Origin of the sequence: Flavobacterium sp. (assembly GCF_035292545.1) — a bacterium.
Lineage (GTDB): Bacteria > Bacteroidota > Bacteroidia > Flavobacteriales > Flavobacteriaceae > Flavobacterium.
The window spans coordinates 75,737-92,084 of the sequence record NZ_DATDPV010000073.1; the positions used below are offsets into that span (position 1 = coordinate 75,737).

Genomic DNA, 16,348 nt, shown 5'->3' on the forward strand with positions numbered 1-16,348 from the left:
AGTTACACAACTTTAGCTAAAAGTTGCATTATTCACACATTTCCGAGTAATTTTTTATTTTTTAAAATGGAATAATTGTGTTTTGTAGGATTCCAATATATTATTCCGATTATATGGCAGGTTTGGGTATGAACTATTTTGATTTTAATTTTCAGAAATTAATCTAAAAAAGAAATGCCGTTTAACGAATAAATCGTTAAACGGCATTTCTTTTTAAAAGCAACTGGTTAAAGTTCTGTAATAATTTTAAGTAATTCTTCTCTTGTTTTACCAAGTTTAATTTGAAGCTTTCCTAACATTTCTTCTCTTTTACCTTCTATAAGCATCAAATCATTGTCAGTTAATGCCGCAAATTTTTGTTTTAGTTTGCCTTTCTGTTCATTCCAGTTTCCTTTTAGTTCAGTTGAGTTCATTTTTGGAATTTTAAATTGTAAAAGTGTATTCATACCACAAAGGTGCGTCCATTTATCAGGAAATGTTTTACACAATTACATAAGAGAGTTACATTATTCACAGATTATTAGAATTCAGGCTGTTAAAACTGGTTTTAAGAGCGGCCTTTTTTATCAAAGGCAACTAGCAAAATTCCTCCAACGATTAGGATTCCTCCAACGATGGGCGACCATTGCACCGGGTGACTTTTTTGTTGGTTAATTTCAATAGGTCCAATGTCAACCACTTTTTCAGTAGTTACGTAATTGAAACCTGTATATATCATCATAATTACCCCAACTACAATGACTATGATTCCTAAAGTTTTTGTTTGCATATTTTTAATTTTTAGAAGTAATTTTCTATGAGAAGTGCTTACTTAGTTTGAAATTAATTTTTAGAAAAATGGTCTCTTACAAAGGCGTGTTGTTGATTTTCTGACATTTTATCACCTTGTTCCACTTCAATTTTTATTTTTTCGAAATTATTATCTGCTTTCAAAACATTAAAAAGTTCTGCTTTTGCATCAGTAGGACCAAAAAGAATTACCTCTTCATAATTTTTAATCACTTCACCTAATTTTTTGTAATATTCTGATTGATGTTGTTGTACTTTATTGTTCATCTGGTTTTCATTTTTACCTGAACCATGCTCTTTTGTGTCATTCGAAAATTTACCCGCGACTGATTTTGTTTCATTAGAATCGGCTGCAAATTCAATTAAATGTGCATTTGAATGATCCATCCAAATCCCTAATTTTTTTCCTGTTGTCATAATAATTTTATTTATTCCTGTTTAGTATTCTTTAAATGGTTAAATCATTAGTTTTTGTTATTGTAAACGTAATGGTTTAAATGTGTTTTTTGTAATTGAGATTTTTTATTTCTTTAAAAGACAAAATAATAGTTGCTTCTTTATTGAAATAAAAGTAATAATTTTAAGATTCTGAGGCTTATATAATTACTAAAAAAACTTACATTATTCACTTGTTTATAGCATGGAGAGCATAACAGTATTATACGCTCCATTGAATTAATATTATGTAACTAATGTATAATTTTTCAAATAATTAACTCAAATACCTTCTTAAAACCCATGACATTGTTTCATGTTTTTCCATCAGACCAGTAAGGAAATCAGCTGTTCCGGCATCTTTATTTACATCAGCGGAAAGATCAACATCTTTACGCAATTCAACAATAACAGTTTCATGATCGCTTAATAATTCGCTCAGCATTTCTTTTTGTGATGGATATTTATTTGGAGATTCTTTAAGTGTTGTAAGTTCAGAGAATTCTTTCATGGTACCAATTGCTTTACCACCAAGCTTTCCGATGCGTTCTGCTACTTCATCAATTGCCTCTTCGAGTTCTGTGTATTGGGCTTGAAATAATTTGTGAAGCTCCATAAAACTCTCGCCGGATACATTCCAGTGAAATTTTCTTAATTTGATGTATAAAGTCATTTCATCTGCTAAAACAACTGAAAGCAAACTAATGCTGTTTTGTAAATTTTTTTCTGTAATCCCGATTTCTGGTTTCATAATTTTATGTATTTATGTTTAAATATGATTTTTAATAAGTTGTATAATTTCCAAATACTATGTTTCCTGTTTTGGAATTATTTCTGATTCTCCTAACGAATAAAAAATATCTTCCAATCGGATGATGTGCTTTTGGGTAAATTCGAGTTGCTTATTCAGCGCTTCTGACATATCTTCAGAATCCGCATTTTCAATAAGCGCTGGCATTGCTTTAAGAATTGCTTTTTCTGAGAGATAAATATCTTTAAGTTCGTCTAAAAATACGTTGTGAAAACCTTTCTTCAGATCAAATGTTATTTTCTCTGAATTCCATCCGCCAATTTTTTGATTGGAGTTTTCATCAAATTGGTTATCAGTGTTTTTCATATTTATAGTTAAAAAATTAAAAATATTTTCTAAGTATAAATTTACAAAATTTGTTTCCAAATTTATTGTAGAATTTTAGGAATGAATTACATTATTCCCACATTTTTATTCTAAAGGCAGTTTCTGTATTTAAAATTTTAAGATGATTGCAATCTTGAAATTCGTAATATCAAATAATGTGTTATTGTTCTCTATGAAAAAATCTCTCTGAATGCTAAAAAGATTCAGAGAGATTTTATTTTAGCCAGTTTATAATGATATAATATTGGCTTAATTCAGGATTTCCATTTTTCGTTTAAACATATTCAAATAACAGAATAGTAAAGTAATGGAATTTATGATTCGTCTTTTGTTGTACGAACCAAACTAATACCTGAAATGAAAAATATAATACCAAGTACTCCGTAAATGATAAGTGCTTTAATATCACGATTGTCACCTGATGTGCTGGCGAAAACAACTGCAGCATAAATAAGACCACCTATTCCGAGAGCAGTAAGTAAAGCTCCAAAGATTCTTTTAAGATTCATAATTTTTATTTTTAAAGATTTGTTAATATAAAAAGATTATTTCAATAAATTTCGATAATTTTTATGACAATTAACCGAAAAAATATTTTTTTTTAAATATTCAGTTATGTTTTTGTTTTTGTAAATCAATTGAAATTCAAAATTATTTTAGAATTTCAATAAAAATAGCCACTACAACTATAGTGTTAAATATTTTTCTGATGGTGCCGTCCATAGCTATGAATTTATTGATAAGAAATAAAATTATAGCGGAAACAATTAATACGATTAAGACAGTGAATGTTGACATAAACATTTATTTACAAGTTCTTTTCAAAGGTAATTCACTTGTTTCCTGCAGTGTTGTATAATTTTGAAAAAAAGTTACATTATTCCCATGTTGCTTTTAAATATTTTACTGGTCTTTTTTTAGGATGGATTTATACTGTTTTAAAAGGAAGATGACCTGTAAGACAGGCCAATGGAATCTAAAAAATCTTAAGGGAGTTATGATAGAAGTGGATTTATTGTTGATAGAAAAGCAACTTTTAATCTTTACTATTTTGAACGAGATCTTGTTTTTATAAATTTCAAAAAGGACGTTTGGGGTTAATGTATTGCTCATCATTTGGAAAAAAAATATGCGGATAAAAACATATAGATTTTAACCGCATATTATTTTTATGAAGAAGATTATTTACTTAATTCAATCAAATCACGTACTTTTTTTACTTTATCGTGATCCGCTTTTATTAGTAATAATTGTTCTTCTATCATCATTTGTTGGTCTGATGTTAAGTCTTCATCTTTACTTAATGCTTCTTTGTAAGTTTCAATTGCAGCATCCTCTCCGAACACGCATGAATCCAGAATTACTTTTCTGTCTTTGCCTGTAACCGAAGCTTTAACATCCATCCAAAGTCTGTAAATTTTACCGCTTGTAGTGGTTGATTCTGTAGGTTTTCCACCCAATCTTTTGACTTCCGCAATAAGTTGTGCTTTGCATTTTATACTTGTTTCTGTTGAATGCAAAAACATCATTTTTAAATCTGTTTCTTCCGCCTCTTGTGAAGCAGTTTCGTAGCCGTAAATTCTATCATTGTTGATTTCAATAAGCGAATTTAATACGTCAATTGTTTTCTCTGTTTTCATTTTTTTCTATTTTAGTTTGTTGATTTATTTTTGCTTATACAAAGGTGGGTTTTATAATCCAGTGACATTTTACACAATTATTTAAAAATATTACATTATTCTTACATCTTTAAGAAGACGATAAAACTGCGTTAAGGATTTATTGTAATAACTGCGAATGTTATTCAACTTTTATTTTGAAGACATTGTAGCGGCTTGTTTTTTAAATTTTTCCGGAAATTGTTGAATGATGCCGTTGGCAAGCATATCGGACATTTCTAAAATTTCATCATGTACTTTATCATAAGCAATAACATCAGCATCATAATCTTTTTTGATGCGTTGTACTGCTTCATCGGTGGTTAGTTTGAGATGGTCATTCATCATCATTTTCATATCTGCTAAATTCCATTTGGGATTTGCTTTGCAGAGAAATTCAGATATCTCATTAGCATTGGCATACCATCTTTTATTTGCATCATCGAGTGCACTGGCATTTCCGGCTTCTGCGGCATTAACTACTTCCGCGGCAATGGTAATGTGAGGCTTTAGCAATTCTGTTAATTTATTTCCTGCAGCTTCACCATAATAAGGCTTAATGGCATTACCGATATCAACCTGATTTTGAAGAAGGCGATTTACAGCTTGATCCGTTCCCGGAAGTTCATCCACAAGACAAAATATAACATTGCGAGTCCATGTAACATGGTCTTCCCAAAGTTTGCGCATGTTTGTTTTGAGCATAGTGGCACTCGATACCGAAACTGTTTTTTTACTTTCCATTTTCATTTGTCCGAATGAAGAATTGGAAATGAGTACTGCCGCCATCAATATGATTGCAGAAAATAATGTCATTGCTTTTTTCATTTTGTAAAGATTTATCTGGTTTAATTTTCTGTAATGCTAAAAAATAATTTTAAAGAATCAATCTCTAAGGGGACCGCTATCAAAAAGGGATGATTAATGTGCAATGGTACTATTATATAATTCTCTTTAAGAAGCTTGATTTGAAGTTTTTCAAACCGCTTTCTTTCTCGTCTTTTTCAAATATGTGGTTATGGTCCGTTTGGATGGACTTCAAATCCTTGATTGAATTTACCCTTTTACTTATTCCAGTTTACTTTTACTTCTGTTTTTTGAAATTTAAATTTACGAAAAAAAACTCACAATAAAAAGATAAGTATCTTAATTAAAGTGAGTTATATTTATTTTGAATTTATAAATCAATCATTCAAATAGAAAGCTGAATCATGGATAAAAAAATTAAATTAAAGTTTTTTAATAATCTTAAGTTCTTCTTCTGATTCTTCGCAGGCTTGTGTACAAATGTCTTCAAGCTGTATCACCAAGTCCTGTATTTCATCTGTAAATTCTTTTTGGCTGGTAAGATCCTGAACTTTTTTTGCCATGTTTTCAAAATCAGGACTAATACCCATTATTGAAAATGAGGGAATCATTTTATGTACTGCCGAATTCAATAAATCACAATCTTTATCTTGCAAACCTTGTTTCATTGCCCGGATTAAAGGTGTGGTTTGGTCCAGATATAATGAAATCATTTCAATCATTAATTTTGGATTGGATTTTGTGCGGTGTTTTAGATAAGCTAAATCAATACATTTTGACTTTTTACTTTGATCCTTTTCCATTCTCTTTGAGTTCATTAGATTTTGAACTTTTTTTAATTAACCCAACTATTTTAGAGTGCAATAATTTTTCGTCAATGGGTTTTGCAATGTAATCATTCATTCCTACGGCTTTGCATTTTGCTAAATCAACCGTAGTCACATCTGCAGTTAAAGCCATAATGGGAATTTTAGAATTCATTGTTTTCCGAATGTATTCTGTAGCTTCAAATCCGTTCATTTCGGGCATCTGCAAGTCCATCAAAATAATATCGTAAGTATTTGTTTGTAGTTTTTCTATGGCTATTTTTCCGTTCTCGGCAATATCGCGTTCAAATCCGAAATCATCCAGTAATGTTTTCATCAGTAATTGATTCAGTGCCATATCTTCGACCACCAACACTTTTATGGGCTTAACTTGTATTGTTTCAGTTTCGGCTTCAGTTTCGGCTTCAGTTTCGGCTTCAGTTTTTTGAAAAGGTAATTTAAAACTAAATGTTGATCCTTCGTCAATTTTACTTTTTACATTTATAGTACCGCCTTGTGATTCTACTAATTGTTTTACAATGGCCAATCCTAATCCTGTTCCTCCATATAATCTGGAAGTTCCGCTGGTAGCTTGCTGAAAATTTTCGAAAATGGTTTTTATTTTTTCTTCTGGTATTCCAATTCCGGTATCGGTAATTTTAAACTCAATAGTTACTTTATCCTGGTCTTCATTCAACAAATGAACGCTAACGGTAATTTTTCCTTTTGTTGTAAATTTTACGGCATTACTTACCAAATTTAAAATAATCTGATGCAAACGAACTGGATCTCCCACCAAAATGTGAGGTATTTTCTTGTCATAATCTCTAACCAGCTTTAAATTTTTTTCCTGAATTTTTGTTTCAAATATATGAAGCATGGCAGAAATAGACGCATCCATTTTAAAAGGGATTTGTTCAAATGACATTTTGCCGGCATCTACTTTTGCCAGATCTAGAATGTCGTTAATGAGTACAATTAATGCGTCTCCACTCATTTTTATGGCAGACAGATATTCTTTTTGTTTGTCGGTCAAATCGGTTTTCAAAACCACTTTAGTGAATCCTATAATCGCATTCATAGGGGTACGAATTTCATGACTCATGTTAGATAAAAACTGCTGTTTTGCTTTTACGGCACTTTCTGCTATTCTAGTGGCGGATTGGGCTTTGTTTTTTGCTTCTTCAGCAATTAATGTGGCCAGTTCGGCAAATACTTTTGCCTCTATTAATTCTTTTTCAATTCTTTTTTGTTCTGTAACATCTCTGGCAACAATAACCACTCCCATTACCTTTCCTTTATCATCCTTGTAAACGGAACCGTTGAACAATACATCGGTTAATTTTCCTTTTTTATGGCGAAGTGTAAGTGGAGAATCGGCAACAGAACCTTTAGCAAAAACTTCCTGATATACTTCTCTGGCCTTTTGTGGTTCGGTAAAATAATTGAAAAAGTCAGTGTCTTTCAGCTTTGCACGTGTGATTCCAGTTATATTTACTGTGGCCTGATTCATGTCTGTAATCTTACCTTCGGTACTTATGGTAACTAGCGGATCAAGACTTGCTTCAATTAGGCTAAGAGAATATTTTTCTTTAAGATAATAACGTGAACGATCTGTAATGTCTTCAATGGCAAGGAGAATTAATTGCTCACTATTCACTTTTTGAATAATAAGATGGGCATTTAGAAGCATTATTTTTTCGCCTATACCGGAAAAAGTATGGGTAACTTCAAAATTTTCGAAACTGCTATTATTAGAAATAATATCATTTAATACCTCCCGCAGTTTAATGATATTCCATTGCTTGTTACCTAAATCAAACAATAGCTTTCCTTCAGTATCTTCCTTTTCGACAAGAAATTTTTTATAAAAAGATTTGTTTGCAGATTTTACATGGAAATTTTTATTCAATACAAGCATAGGCTCATGAATGGTTGCAATAATGGCTTCTGAATATTCATAAGATTCTGTCAGAAGATCATGGCGCATTTGCAATTCCTGATTGGTTGAAATGAGCTCTTCATTAGTAGCTTCAATTTCTTCTTTTGAGGTTTCAAGCTCTTCGTTTAAGGTCTGAAATTCTTCATTAGAAGATACAATCTCTTCGTTAGCGGCTTGTAATTCCTCATAAATAGTTTCCTGCGTTTCAATGATGGAAATCATTTCTGCACGCGTATTATTCAATTCCTCTGTCAGCTTTTTTATTTTTAAGTCTTTCAGTGTCGAATTATTTTTCCCGTCTTTATCGGTTTCAATATATTTTTCTATTTGCTCCTGAGGTTTAAAAACAATAAGCAGTAAAGGTTCATCCCATTCAATTTTAAGGGGGGAAACTTCGAAAGACATCATTCGTAAAACCGAATCAATTTCTATTTCAATACCCGATTTATATACGGATTGTTTTGTTTCTATTGCCTTATTGATTGCATTACGGAGTTCAAAAGCAAATTCAGGTCGCGCCATCTTTAAAATATTTAGACTGGCTCTGCCGGAAGGATGCTCAAGGTAGGAGGAAACCGGTCCCCTGAACTGGAGGATTTCCATGTCTTTGTTGACTACTGCACATGCAGGCATATAATTGGACAGCAGTACAGAATCGATAGCGTTTTCTATACCCGCCGGATTTACACTTGTATTTTTAGAGGAGGATACTATTTTTTTAGTAGCCATATTTGTGCGCGTAAAACGGGGCGTTAATTCAAGGATTTTACGTACTCCCAAATTATTTTTCCGGGAATAGATTTTAAATTTATTATTTGCCAGTGCAAAAAGAAGGGATGAGGCTCCAATACTTTCTGCTTTGCCAAGCATTAAATAGCCGCTTTCATTTAAAGCAAAATGAAGGCTTGAAAAGACTTTTTTCTGGGCTGCAGCATCAAAATAGATAAGCAGATTACAGCAACTGACAAAATCCATACGAGAAAAAGGAGGATCACGTAAAATATTGTGAGGTGCAAAAACAATCATATCCCGTAGTTCTTTAACGATACGATAATTGTCACCCATTTTAGTAAAAAAGCGATCCAAATACTTTTTGGGAATTGTTTTCACATCGCTTTGGGAATATTCTCCAATGCGTGCCTCATGTATTACTTTTTCGCTAAGGTCAGTTGCAAAAATTTGAACAGGTATTTTATTGGTTTTATTTTCCTGTAATTCTGTAATTATCATGGCGATGGAATAGGCTTCCTCACCTGTAGAGCAGGCAGGTACCCAAATTCTGAGTGTTTCCTCCGTTGTTTTGCCCTTAAGTAACTTAGGGAGGAGATTGGTTTTTAAATAATGGAATGTTTCCGTTTCTCTAAAAAAACTCGTCACATTAATAAGCAAATCGGTATAAAGGATCTCTATCTCATTATTTTTTTTCAGCAAAAGCTTTACATATTCTTTTACTGTTTTTATGCCATACTGCTGCATTTTATGACTGATGCGTCTTTTTATGGTAGGCATTTTATAATGACTAAAATCTACACCAGTTTCTTTAAGCAAAAGTTCTAAAATAGTATTCAGATCGTAGTTATTGTTTTCAATATCTAATTCTGTGTAGGTCTCGGTCTCTTTTTCTTTGATATCAGGTTTCAAAATACCACTTTTACCAAGACGGACTAATTCGACAGCAATTTCTTCAGGGGATAAAATAAAGTCAACCACGCCTGATGCAATAGCCGATTTAGGCATGCTGCTTGCCTGAGCGGTTTCATCCTGGGCAAAGGTAATTCCTCCTGCATCTTTTATTGCTTTTAACCCAATCATGCCATCATTGGCATAACCCGAAAGAACAACGCCAATTACATTTTCTTTATGTGTTTCGGCGAGGGACTCAAATAGAAGATCAATGGTGAGGTTAGGTATATTTTTTTTAATTCGGGGAAGCAATTGAATATGCCCATTAACTACCTCAATTACTTTATTGGGCGGAATCACATATACATTATTAGGTTCCATTTTTTCCATGTTATCAATTTCCTGCACTTTCATTTTAGTGATCTTGGATAAAATAGAAGTAAGTAAACTTTTATGGTCAGGACTCAGGTGTTGCACATAAATATAAGCCATGCCTGTATCGGGGGGTAATTTTTTCAATAAAGTACTCATGGCTTCCAACCCTCCGGCTGAAGCACCAATAGCTACTATGGTGAATGATTTCTCCTTGCCTTTTTTCGGAAGGTTTGCTTTCTTATTTAGTAAGGTAAGATCTGATCCCATAATAGTTTATCTATTGTAAATGAATTGTGTGTTTATACTTCAATGGTATTGAATACAAACCTATTTCTTACCGATTCTCCTCCATCATCATCCTGAAATTATCATAAAAAATAGTATAATTTTTCTTCTCCCCGATAAGGTAATAAGAGCCTTAATTTATTGAAAATTAAGGGTTATCTAATGGCACTTTATATTACAAAGATGGCTAAAAATATAAACTATTCATATAGACATCATGTTTTGTTTCAATCTTTCTTCAAATAATTGATAGTTTTACTGCTTAGGCCCACTGTATATTGTAATTTGACACAGGAATAAGATTGAATGGATTCCATTTTGGACTTATATTAACTCAATTTTTTATAATATTTATAACATACAAAGGGCTGAAAGTGGAAAATATTTGATCCCTCTTTTATCTATTTATTATTTTTGAGGGTGTTCAGCTCCTCTTCTAATTCTTGGCATGCTTGTATACATATGGTTTCAATTGCTAAAACCAAACCGGGTATTTCATCTCTTTGATGGCCTGTTTTTGCATATTCCTGAATTTTTTTTGCCATGTCTTCATAATCTTTGCTTATTCCCACTATTGAAAATGAAGGAATTATTTTGTGTGCTGCTGCTTGCAACAAATCCCAAGTTTTATCTTCCAAACTTTGTTTCATCGTGTTAACTAGAGAGGATGTTTGATCAAGATAAAGCGAAATCATTTCCATCATTAATTTTGGATTTGATTTGGTACGCTGATTAAGGTAGGTGAGGTCAGTGCATTTAGGCTTTTTAATAGGATTGCCTTCATATGCTGTTTGACTGATAAGTATCGGTTTATTTACCAGACTAACTATTTTATTGTACAATAATCTTTCATCCACAGGTTTCGAAATATAATCATTCATGCCGACTGCTTTGCATTTTGCTAAATCTACCGTGGTGACATCGGCAGTCAGGGCAACAATGGGAATATTTGAATTCATGGTGTTACGAATGTATTCCGTAGCTTCAAACCCATTCATTTCGGGCATCTGCAAGTCCATCAAAATAATATCGTAAGCGTTGTTTTTTAGTTTTTCGATGGCTATTTTTCCATTCGCGGCAATATCGCGTTCAAATCCGAAATCATCCAATAGCGTTTCCATCAGCAATTGATTGAGGGGAATGTCTTCCACCACCAATACTTTTATGTTTTCAATTTCAGAATCTAATTTTACCTGTTCTGTTTCTAATTCAGGAAGGGCATTTGTTTTTTGAAAACTCAATATAAAACTAAAAACAGAGCCCTCATCCACTTTGCTTTTTACGCTGATGCTTCCGCCCTGAGGTTCCACTAATTGTTTTACAATGGCAAGCCCTAATCCAGTTCCTCCGTATAATCTGGAAGTATCGGTGGTTGCCTGCTGAAAGTTTTCAAAAATATTTTCCAGTTCATTATCTCCAATTCCAATTCCGGTATCGGCAACCGCAAATTCGATGGTTACTTTATCATCATTTTCATGGAGTAAATTTACGCTTACCGTAATTTTTCCTTTATTGGTAAACTTTACGGCATTACTCACCAGATTTAAAATAATTTGATGTAAACGCACTGGGTCACCAAGCAATACTTCAGATATTCTGCTGTCGTATTCCCGTATTAATTGTAAATTTTTTTCCTGAATTTTTGTTTCGAATAATTGAAGCATTGCCGATATCGATTCTGACATTTTGAAAGGAGTCTGCTCGAATGTCATTTTGCCCGAATCTACTTTTGCCAGATCAAGGATATCATTAATCAAAACAATCAAGGTATCTCCTGACACTTTAATGGCATTTATGTATTCTTCTTGTTTTTTATTTAAATCAGTTTTCAAAACCACCTTGGTAAATCCGATAATGGCATTCATCGGTGTGCGGATTTCATGACTCATGTTGGATAAAAATTGCTGCTTCGATTTTACTGCCGCCACCGCTATTTGTCTTTCTTCTTCCGCATTGCTTTTGGCTTCTATCAACTCATTTTCAAATCTTTTTTGGGCGGTGACATCCCGTGCAACGATAACAATTCCAAGGACTTTTCCCTTATCATTTTTATAAACCGATCCGTTGAATAGCACATCGGTCAGCTTGCCGTCCTTGTGGCGGAATCTTAATGGCGAATCGGCAACAGATCCTTTTGCGAACACTTCCTGATAAACTTCGCGCGCTTTTTGCGGCTCTGTGAAATAATTAATGAAATCGGTGTTCAATAATTGCTCTCGTGAGATGCCTGTAACTTTTACCGACGCATTATTCGTGTCGGTAATTTTTCCTTCAATACTGATGGCAAACAGCGGATCTAGACTGGCTTCGATAAGACTAAGGGAATATTCAGAAATTAATTTCTGGGCTGTAACATCGCTGTTCAGCAGAACCATTTGTTCCTTTTGAACTAATAATTCATAATTTTTTTTATATAAATCTACAAAAACGGATACTTTTGCTCTTAAGATTTCTGGTGAAAGCGGTTTAATCATATAATCAACGGCACCAGCCTGATAGCCTTTAAAAATATGTACGGATGAATCCATACTGGCAGTAAGGAAAATAATTGGGACATGTTTCAGTTTTTCAATCTGACGAATTAATTCCACCGTTTCAAAACCATCCATCATCGGCATTTGCACATCCATTAATATGATAGCAAAATCCTGTTCGTGCTGAAGAATTTCTAATGCTTCCGAGCCCGAATTTGCCCTTACACATTCATAGTCTTCATCACGAAGAATGATTTCCAGAGCAAACAGATTTTCTGGACGATCGTCTACCGATAAAATTTTAACAGCACTATTCATTTTATTTCAATCAAAAATTAGTCACTTCGTTTTTTATTTACTTAGCCATACACGCATCAAGGAGAGCAGGCGTTCGACATCAATAGGTTTAGTGATGTAATCGTTGGCCCCGGCATCAATACATTTTTGTTTATCGTCTTTCATAGCTTTTGCCGTGAGCGCAATTACAGGTAAAGTCCGGAATTTTTGTTGGGACCGGATTCGTTTCATGGCTTCATAGCCATCCATTTCGGGCATCATGATGTCCATCAATACCAGATTGATTTCCGGGTGGGAGTCCAACATTTCCAATGCAATTTTTCCGTTCTCTGCTTTTATGATTTCCATGCCGCGCTCCACCAGTATTTTGGATAGAGCAAATACGTTTCGGGAATCATCATCAACGAGCAATATTTTCTTTCCATGAAATACCGCTTCCTTGTCATGTAAACTGTTAATCATCATTTGTTTGGATTCAGGCAGATTCCTGATTGTTCGATGAAGAAACAAAGCCGTTTCGTCAAGCAGGCGTTCCTCGGATTTTACGCCTTTTATAATAATGCTTTCTGCATATTTCTGAAGCTCGTCGTTTTCTTCTTTGGTAAGTTCCTTGCCGGTATAAACAATGATAGGAGGAAGGTGATGTTTTCTTAAATCCTTGAAATGATGGATAAGATCAAACCCGCTGATATCCGGTAACCCAAGGTCTAATATGATACAGTCAATCTCATTTTTCTCGTACAAAGCAAGGGCTTCTTTTCCGGTTCCGGCTTCAAAACATTTTACATCACCATCGCCGATAAGTATTTTCATTGCCTTTCTTGAATTCTCATTATCTTCAATAATCAGCAGGTTTTTTATTTTTCTGTTAACGAAATTTTCGATTCTGTTGAAGGCTTCTTCAAGATCTTTTTTCTCGATCGGTTTCATCAAATATTCGACAGCTCCTTCTTTGATTGGCCCCAGCGTGCGTTCATTTGCCGAAATAATATGAACGGGTATATGTCTTATGGAAGGATTTGCTTTTAACTCCACCAATACCTGATGTCCATTGATTCCCGGCAAATCCATATCGAGTATAATAGCCTGCGGATTGTATTTTGAAGCAAGAAATAAACCATCTTCTCCTGTGGCTGCCGATAAACATTTGAATCCTTTTTGGTTGGCCTGATTCATAAGTATAGAAGCAAATTTCAGGTCATCTTCGATAAGAAGTACCAATTTATCATCAGGATTTATTGAATTTCGGTCGTCATCTATGGTCGGATAATCCAAGAAACGGCTGCCTTTTTCTGAATGAGGCTGAAGCGAAACCACTTCTTTTACAGTGTTGGTTTTGAAAGGTTCGTTTTCATTATGGATTTCCACCGGAATAATAAGCGAAAAAGTGGAACCCTGATTTACTTTACTGCTCACATTAATTTCACCACCCAATAATTTGGCAAGTTCGCGTGAAATAGAAAGGCCTAAACCTGTACCTCCGTATTTTCTTGCCGTTCCGCCGTCTGCCTGTTGAAAAGCTTCAAATATGGCCATTAGTTTGTCGTCCTGAATACCAATTCCGGTATCCGTCACGGAAATAATCACCGTAGTTTCTGTATAACGATTAATAGTCAGGCTCACACTACCTTGGTCGGTGAATTTTATTGCATTCGATAACAGGTTTTTCAATATCTGGTTGAGTCGCTGTGAATCGGTACGGATTGATTCCGGCAGGGCAGGATCCAGTTTTGCAATTAATTCGAGTCCTTTTTGATCTGTATGATGCTTGAAATTACGAATCAGGTTGTCTACCAAATTTTTCAACGATACCTTTTCGATATCGATTCCCATTTTTCCCGCCTCAATCTTGGAAAGATCCAGCACCTCATTAATCAAAATTAAAAGATCATGACCGCTTTTATATATAATTTCAGCACTTTCAACCTGAATGGAGTCAAGGTTTTTTCGTTTGTTTTCCGATAAATCTTTGGACAAAATCAAAAGACTGTTCAACGGTGTTCTCAATTCATGCGACATATTGGCCAAAAATTCCGACTTATATTTGCTGCTGATTTCGAGTTGTTTTGTTTTTTGTTCAATATCATTTTTTGCAGCCTCGACTTCTGCATTTTTTACTTCCAGGGATTGGGTTTGCTCTTCGAGTTCCTCATTGGTCATCTGCAGTTCTTCCTGTTGTTGTTTCAGGTTTTGGGTTTGCTCTTCGAGTTCTTCGTTCATTTGTCGCAGCTCTTCCTGCTGTGCCTGTAATTCTTCGGCCTGATAGGCAAGTTCCTGGTTGGTAAGCACCAGTTCTGCAGCCCGTTTTTCTTTCTCATCGTTTTGAAAAACAAGTTCTTCGTTGGCAATGACTAACTCAGCTGCCCGTTTTTCTTTTTCATCACTTTGAAAGACAAGTTCTTTATTGGCAATAGCCAATTCTGCTGCCCGTTTTTCTTTTTCATCACTTTGAAAAACAAGTTCTTCATTGGCAATAACCAATTCTGCTTCCCGTTTTTCTTTTTCATCACTTTGAAAGACAAGTTCTTTGTTTGCAATAATCAGTTCGGCGGCACGTTTTTCTTTTTCTTCGACTTGTTGAACCGTATTAACGCTGATGGCAATACTGTTCATCGAAACATTGATGAATTCTTTTTCTGTTTCATTAAATTCAGTAAGCTTTCCTATTTCTACTACGCCAACCGTTTTGCCGTCAAGTAAAAAGGGAGTAATCAGCAGATGTTTGGGTTTGGCGTCCATTACAGATGAGGTAATCCGAATTTGGTTTTCGCTGACATCGGTCAATGAAATTTGTTTCTGTTCCCAGGCAGCCTGGCCAATCAATCCTTCGTTAAGCGTAAATTTTTCCTTAATATCTTTAGGTGAAGAGAAAGCATATTGTCCACCAAGTACGAGCGTACTATCTTTTTCATCAAATAAATAGACGGCCCCAATATTAGCATTCAAATAACTGCATAAAAAACTAATGGTACTGTTTGCAAGCTGTTCCACACTTTTGTCTCCTATTAATTTTTCGTTAAGTTTTGAATTACCGCTAAGCAGCCAGTTTTTACTCAGGTTTTCTGCTTCGGAAGCTTTAAGCGCAGCTATATTGCTGGTTATTATTTTGTATACGATGATAAGGATGCTGATAATAATCACCAAAAAAAAGAGGAACACAAGATTAAAATTTTCGGCGTCATTGACACTGGTTTGTTTTCTTTCAGCAAGCAGCGCCTGTTCTAATCCTTTTGCCTGATCGATTAATTTGCCTATGTTATCCTGTATTTGTTTTCCTTCGCCCGAAGCAACTAATGCTCTGGCTTGTTCAAAATCATTTTTTCTAAGATCAATAACCTGGTTCAGATGATTGATCCGCGATTTGATTTGTAGTTCCAATTCATCAATGTTATTTTGCTGGGCTGGATTATCTTTTGTGAGTTCACGTACCTTATTGAGGTGTTCGAAAACTGCTGAATTCGCTTCTGAATAAGTTTCCAGAAAATGAGGATCTCCCGTAATAGCGAAACCGCGCGTGCCGCTTTCGGCATCAATGCTGGAAGTTTGTAATTGTTCAAATTCTGACAATATCTGGTGGGTATGGTCAACCATGGCATTGGAAGCGATATATTTTTCACTGTTTTTAAAAGTAAAAATGGCCACAGCAATAAGTACTAAGGCACAAGCAGCAAAACCGGTTATTATTTTTCGTCCAAGTGTCATTTATATTTTATTATTTG

Annotated in this window: 13 protein-coding genes; all 13 read right to left on the reverse strand. The window is 34.2% G+C overall.

Annotated elements, in window-relative coordinates; genetic code table 11:
- Window positions 1-227 precede the first annotated feature (227 nt).
- The 13 genes from VI621_RS12450 to VI621_RS12510 all read right to left on the reverse strand — a co-directional run bounded on the left by VI621_RS12450 (window position 228) and on the right by VI621_RS12510 (window position 16,331).
- A complete protein-coding gene (locus tag VI621_RS12450; RefSeq protein WP_324218723.1) occupies window positions 228-413 on the reverse strand; it encodes a CsbD family protein in 186 nt (61 codons plus the stop codon).
- Between the two features lie 134 nt (window positions 414-547).
- A complete protein-coding gene (locus VI621_RS12455) occupies window positions 548-769 on the reverse strand; it encodes a hypothetical protein (protein ID WP_324218724.1) in 222 nt (73 codons plus the stop codon).
- Between the two features lie 53 nt (window positions 770-822).
- A complete protein-coding gene (locus VI621_RS12460) occupies window positions 823-1,206 on the reverse strand; it encodes a hypothetical protein (protein WP_324218725.1) in 384 nt (127 codons plus the stop codon).
- Between the two features lie 295 nt (window positions 1,207-1,501).
- Complete coding sequence (locus tag VI621_RS12465) at window positions 1,502-1,975, reverse strand: DNA starvation/stationary phase protection protein (protein ID WP_324218726.1); 474 nt, start codon at window positions 1,973-1,975, stop codon at window positions 1,502-1,504.
- Between the two features lie 57 nt (window positions 1,976-2,032).
- A complete protein-coding gene (locus VI621_RS12470) occupies window positions 2,033-2,341 on the reverse strand; it encodes a DUF892 family protein (RefSeq protein WP_324218727.1) in 309 nt (102 codons plus the stop codon).
- A gap of 335 nt (window positions 2,342-2,676) precedes the next feature.
- Window positions 2,677-2,871 carry a hypothetical protein gene (locus VI621_RS12475; RefSeq protein WP_324218728.1) on the reverse strand — a complete coding sequence of 65 codons (195 nt, stop codon included), beginning with the start codon at window positions 2,869-2,871 and terminating at the stop codon, window positions 2,677-2,679.
- A gap of 142 nt (window positions 2,872-3,013) precedes the next feature.
- On the reverse strand, window positions 3,014-3,160 hold the full coding sequence (locus VI621_RS12480; protein WP_324218729.1) for a Thivi_2564 family membrane protein: 147 nt from the start codon (window positions 3,158-3,160) through the stop codon (window positions 3,014-3,016).
- A gap of 383 nt (window positions 3,161-3,543) precedes the next feature.
- The gene (locus VI621_RS12485) at window positions 3,544-4,002 is read right to left on the reverse strand and encodes a PA2169 family four-helix-bundle protein (protein WP_324218730.1); all 459 of its coding nucleotides are present in this window, start codon (window positions 4,000-4,002) and stop codon (window positions 3,544-3,546) included.
- A gap of 171 nt (window positions 4,003-4,173) precedes the next feature.
- Window positions 4,174-4,848: a hypothetical protein gene (locus VI621_RS12490; RefSeq protein WP_324218731.1), complete on the reverse strand. Its 675-nt coding sequence runs from the start codon at window positions 4,846-4,848 to the stop codon at window positions 4,174-4,176.
- 401 nt (window positions 4,849-5,249) lie between these two features.
- The gene (locus VI621_RS12495) at window positions 5,250-5,630 is read right to left on the reverse strand and encodes a hypothetical protein (protein ID WP_324218732.1); all 381 of its coding nucleotides are present in this window, start codon (window positions 5,628-5,630) and stop codon (window positions 5,250-5,252) included.
- Window positions 5,611-9,840 carry a chemotaxis protein CheB gene (locus VI621_RS12500; RefSeq protein WP_324218733.1) on the reverse strand — a complete coding sequence of 1,410 codons (4,230 nt, stop codon included), beginning with the start codon at window positions 9,838-9,840 and terminating at the stop codon, window positions 5,611-5,613. Before VI621_RS12500 ends, VI621_RS12495 begins: the two co-directional genes overlap by 20 nt.
- Window positions 9,841-10,259: 419 nt before the next feature.
- Window positions 10,260-12,650 (reverse strand): response regulator, encoded by a 2,391-nt coding sequence (locus VI621_RS12505; RefSeq protein WP_324218734.1) that lies wholly within the window; start codon window positions 12,648-12,650, stop codon window positions 10,260-10,262.
- 33 nt (window positions 12,651-12,683) lie between these two features.
- The gene (locus tag VI621_RS12510) at window positions 12,684-16,331 is read right to left on the reverse strand and encodes a response regulator (RefSeq protein WP_324218735.1); all 3,648 of its coding nucleotides are present in this window, start codon (window positions 16,329-16,331) and stop codon (window positions 12,684-12,686) included.
- Window positions 16,332-16,348: the final 17 nt, after the last annotated feature.

What these genes read in the sequence shown, in the direction of transcription:
- VI621_RS12450 (WP_324218723.1), bottom strand. Translation starts at nt 413, where the DNA reads ATGAACTCAACTGAACTAAAAGGAAACTGGAATGAACAGAAAGGCAAA.
- VI621_RS12455 (WP_324218724.1), bottom strand. Translation starts at nt 769, where the DNA reads ATGCAAACAAAAACTTTAGGAATCATAGTCATTGTAGTTGGGGTAATT.
- VI621_RS12460 (WP_324218725.1), bottom strand. Translation starts at nt 1,206, where the DNA reads ATGACAACAGGAAAAAAATTAGGGATTTGGATGGATCATTCAAATGCA.
- VI621_RS12465 (WP_324218726.1), bottom strand. Translation starts at nt 1,975, where the DNA reads ATGAAACCAGAAATCGGGATTACAGAAAAAAATTTACAAAACAGCATT.
- VI621_RS12470 (WP_324218727.1), bottom strand. Translation starts at nt 2,341, where the DNA reads ATGAAAAACACTGATAACCAATTTGATGAAAACTCCAATCAAAAAATT.
- VI621_RS12475 (WP_324218728.1), bottom strand. Translation starts at nt 2,871, where the DNA reads ATGAATCTTAAAAGAATCTTTGGAGCTTTACTTACTGCTCTCGGAATA.
- VI621_RS12480 (WP_324218729.1), bottom strand. Translation starts at nt 3,160, where the DNA reads ATGTCAACATTCACTGTCTTAATCGTATTAATTGTTTCCGCTATAATT.
- VI621_RS12485 (WP_324218730.1), bottom strand. Translation starts at nt 4,002, where the DNA reads ATGAAAACAGAGAAAACAATTGACGTATTAAATTCGCTTATTGAAATC.
- VI621_RS12490 (WP_324218731.1), bottom strand. Translation starts at nt 4,848, where the DNA reads ATGAAAAAAGCAATGACATTATTTTCTGCAATCATATTGATGGCGGCA.
- VI621_RS12495 (WP_324218732.1), bottom strand. Translation starts at nt 5,630, where the DNA reads ATGGAAAAGGATCAAAGTAAAAAGTCAAAATGTATTGATTTAGCTTAT.
- VI621_RS12500 (WP_324218733.1), bottom strand. Translation starts at nt 9,840, where the DNA reads ATGGGATCAGATCTTACCTTACTAAATAAGAAAGCAAACCTTCCGAAA.
- VI621_RS12505 (WP_324218734.1), bottom strand. Translation starts at nt 12,650, where the DNA reads ATGAATAGTGCTGTTAAAATTTTATCGGTAGACGATCGTCCAGAAAAT.
- VI621_RS12510 (WP_324218735.1), bottom strand. Translation starts at nt 16,331, where the DNA reads ATGACACTTGGACGAAAAATAATAACCGGTTTTGCTGCTTGTGCCTTA.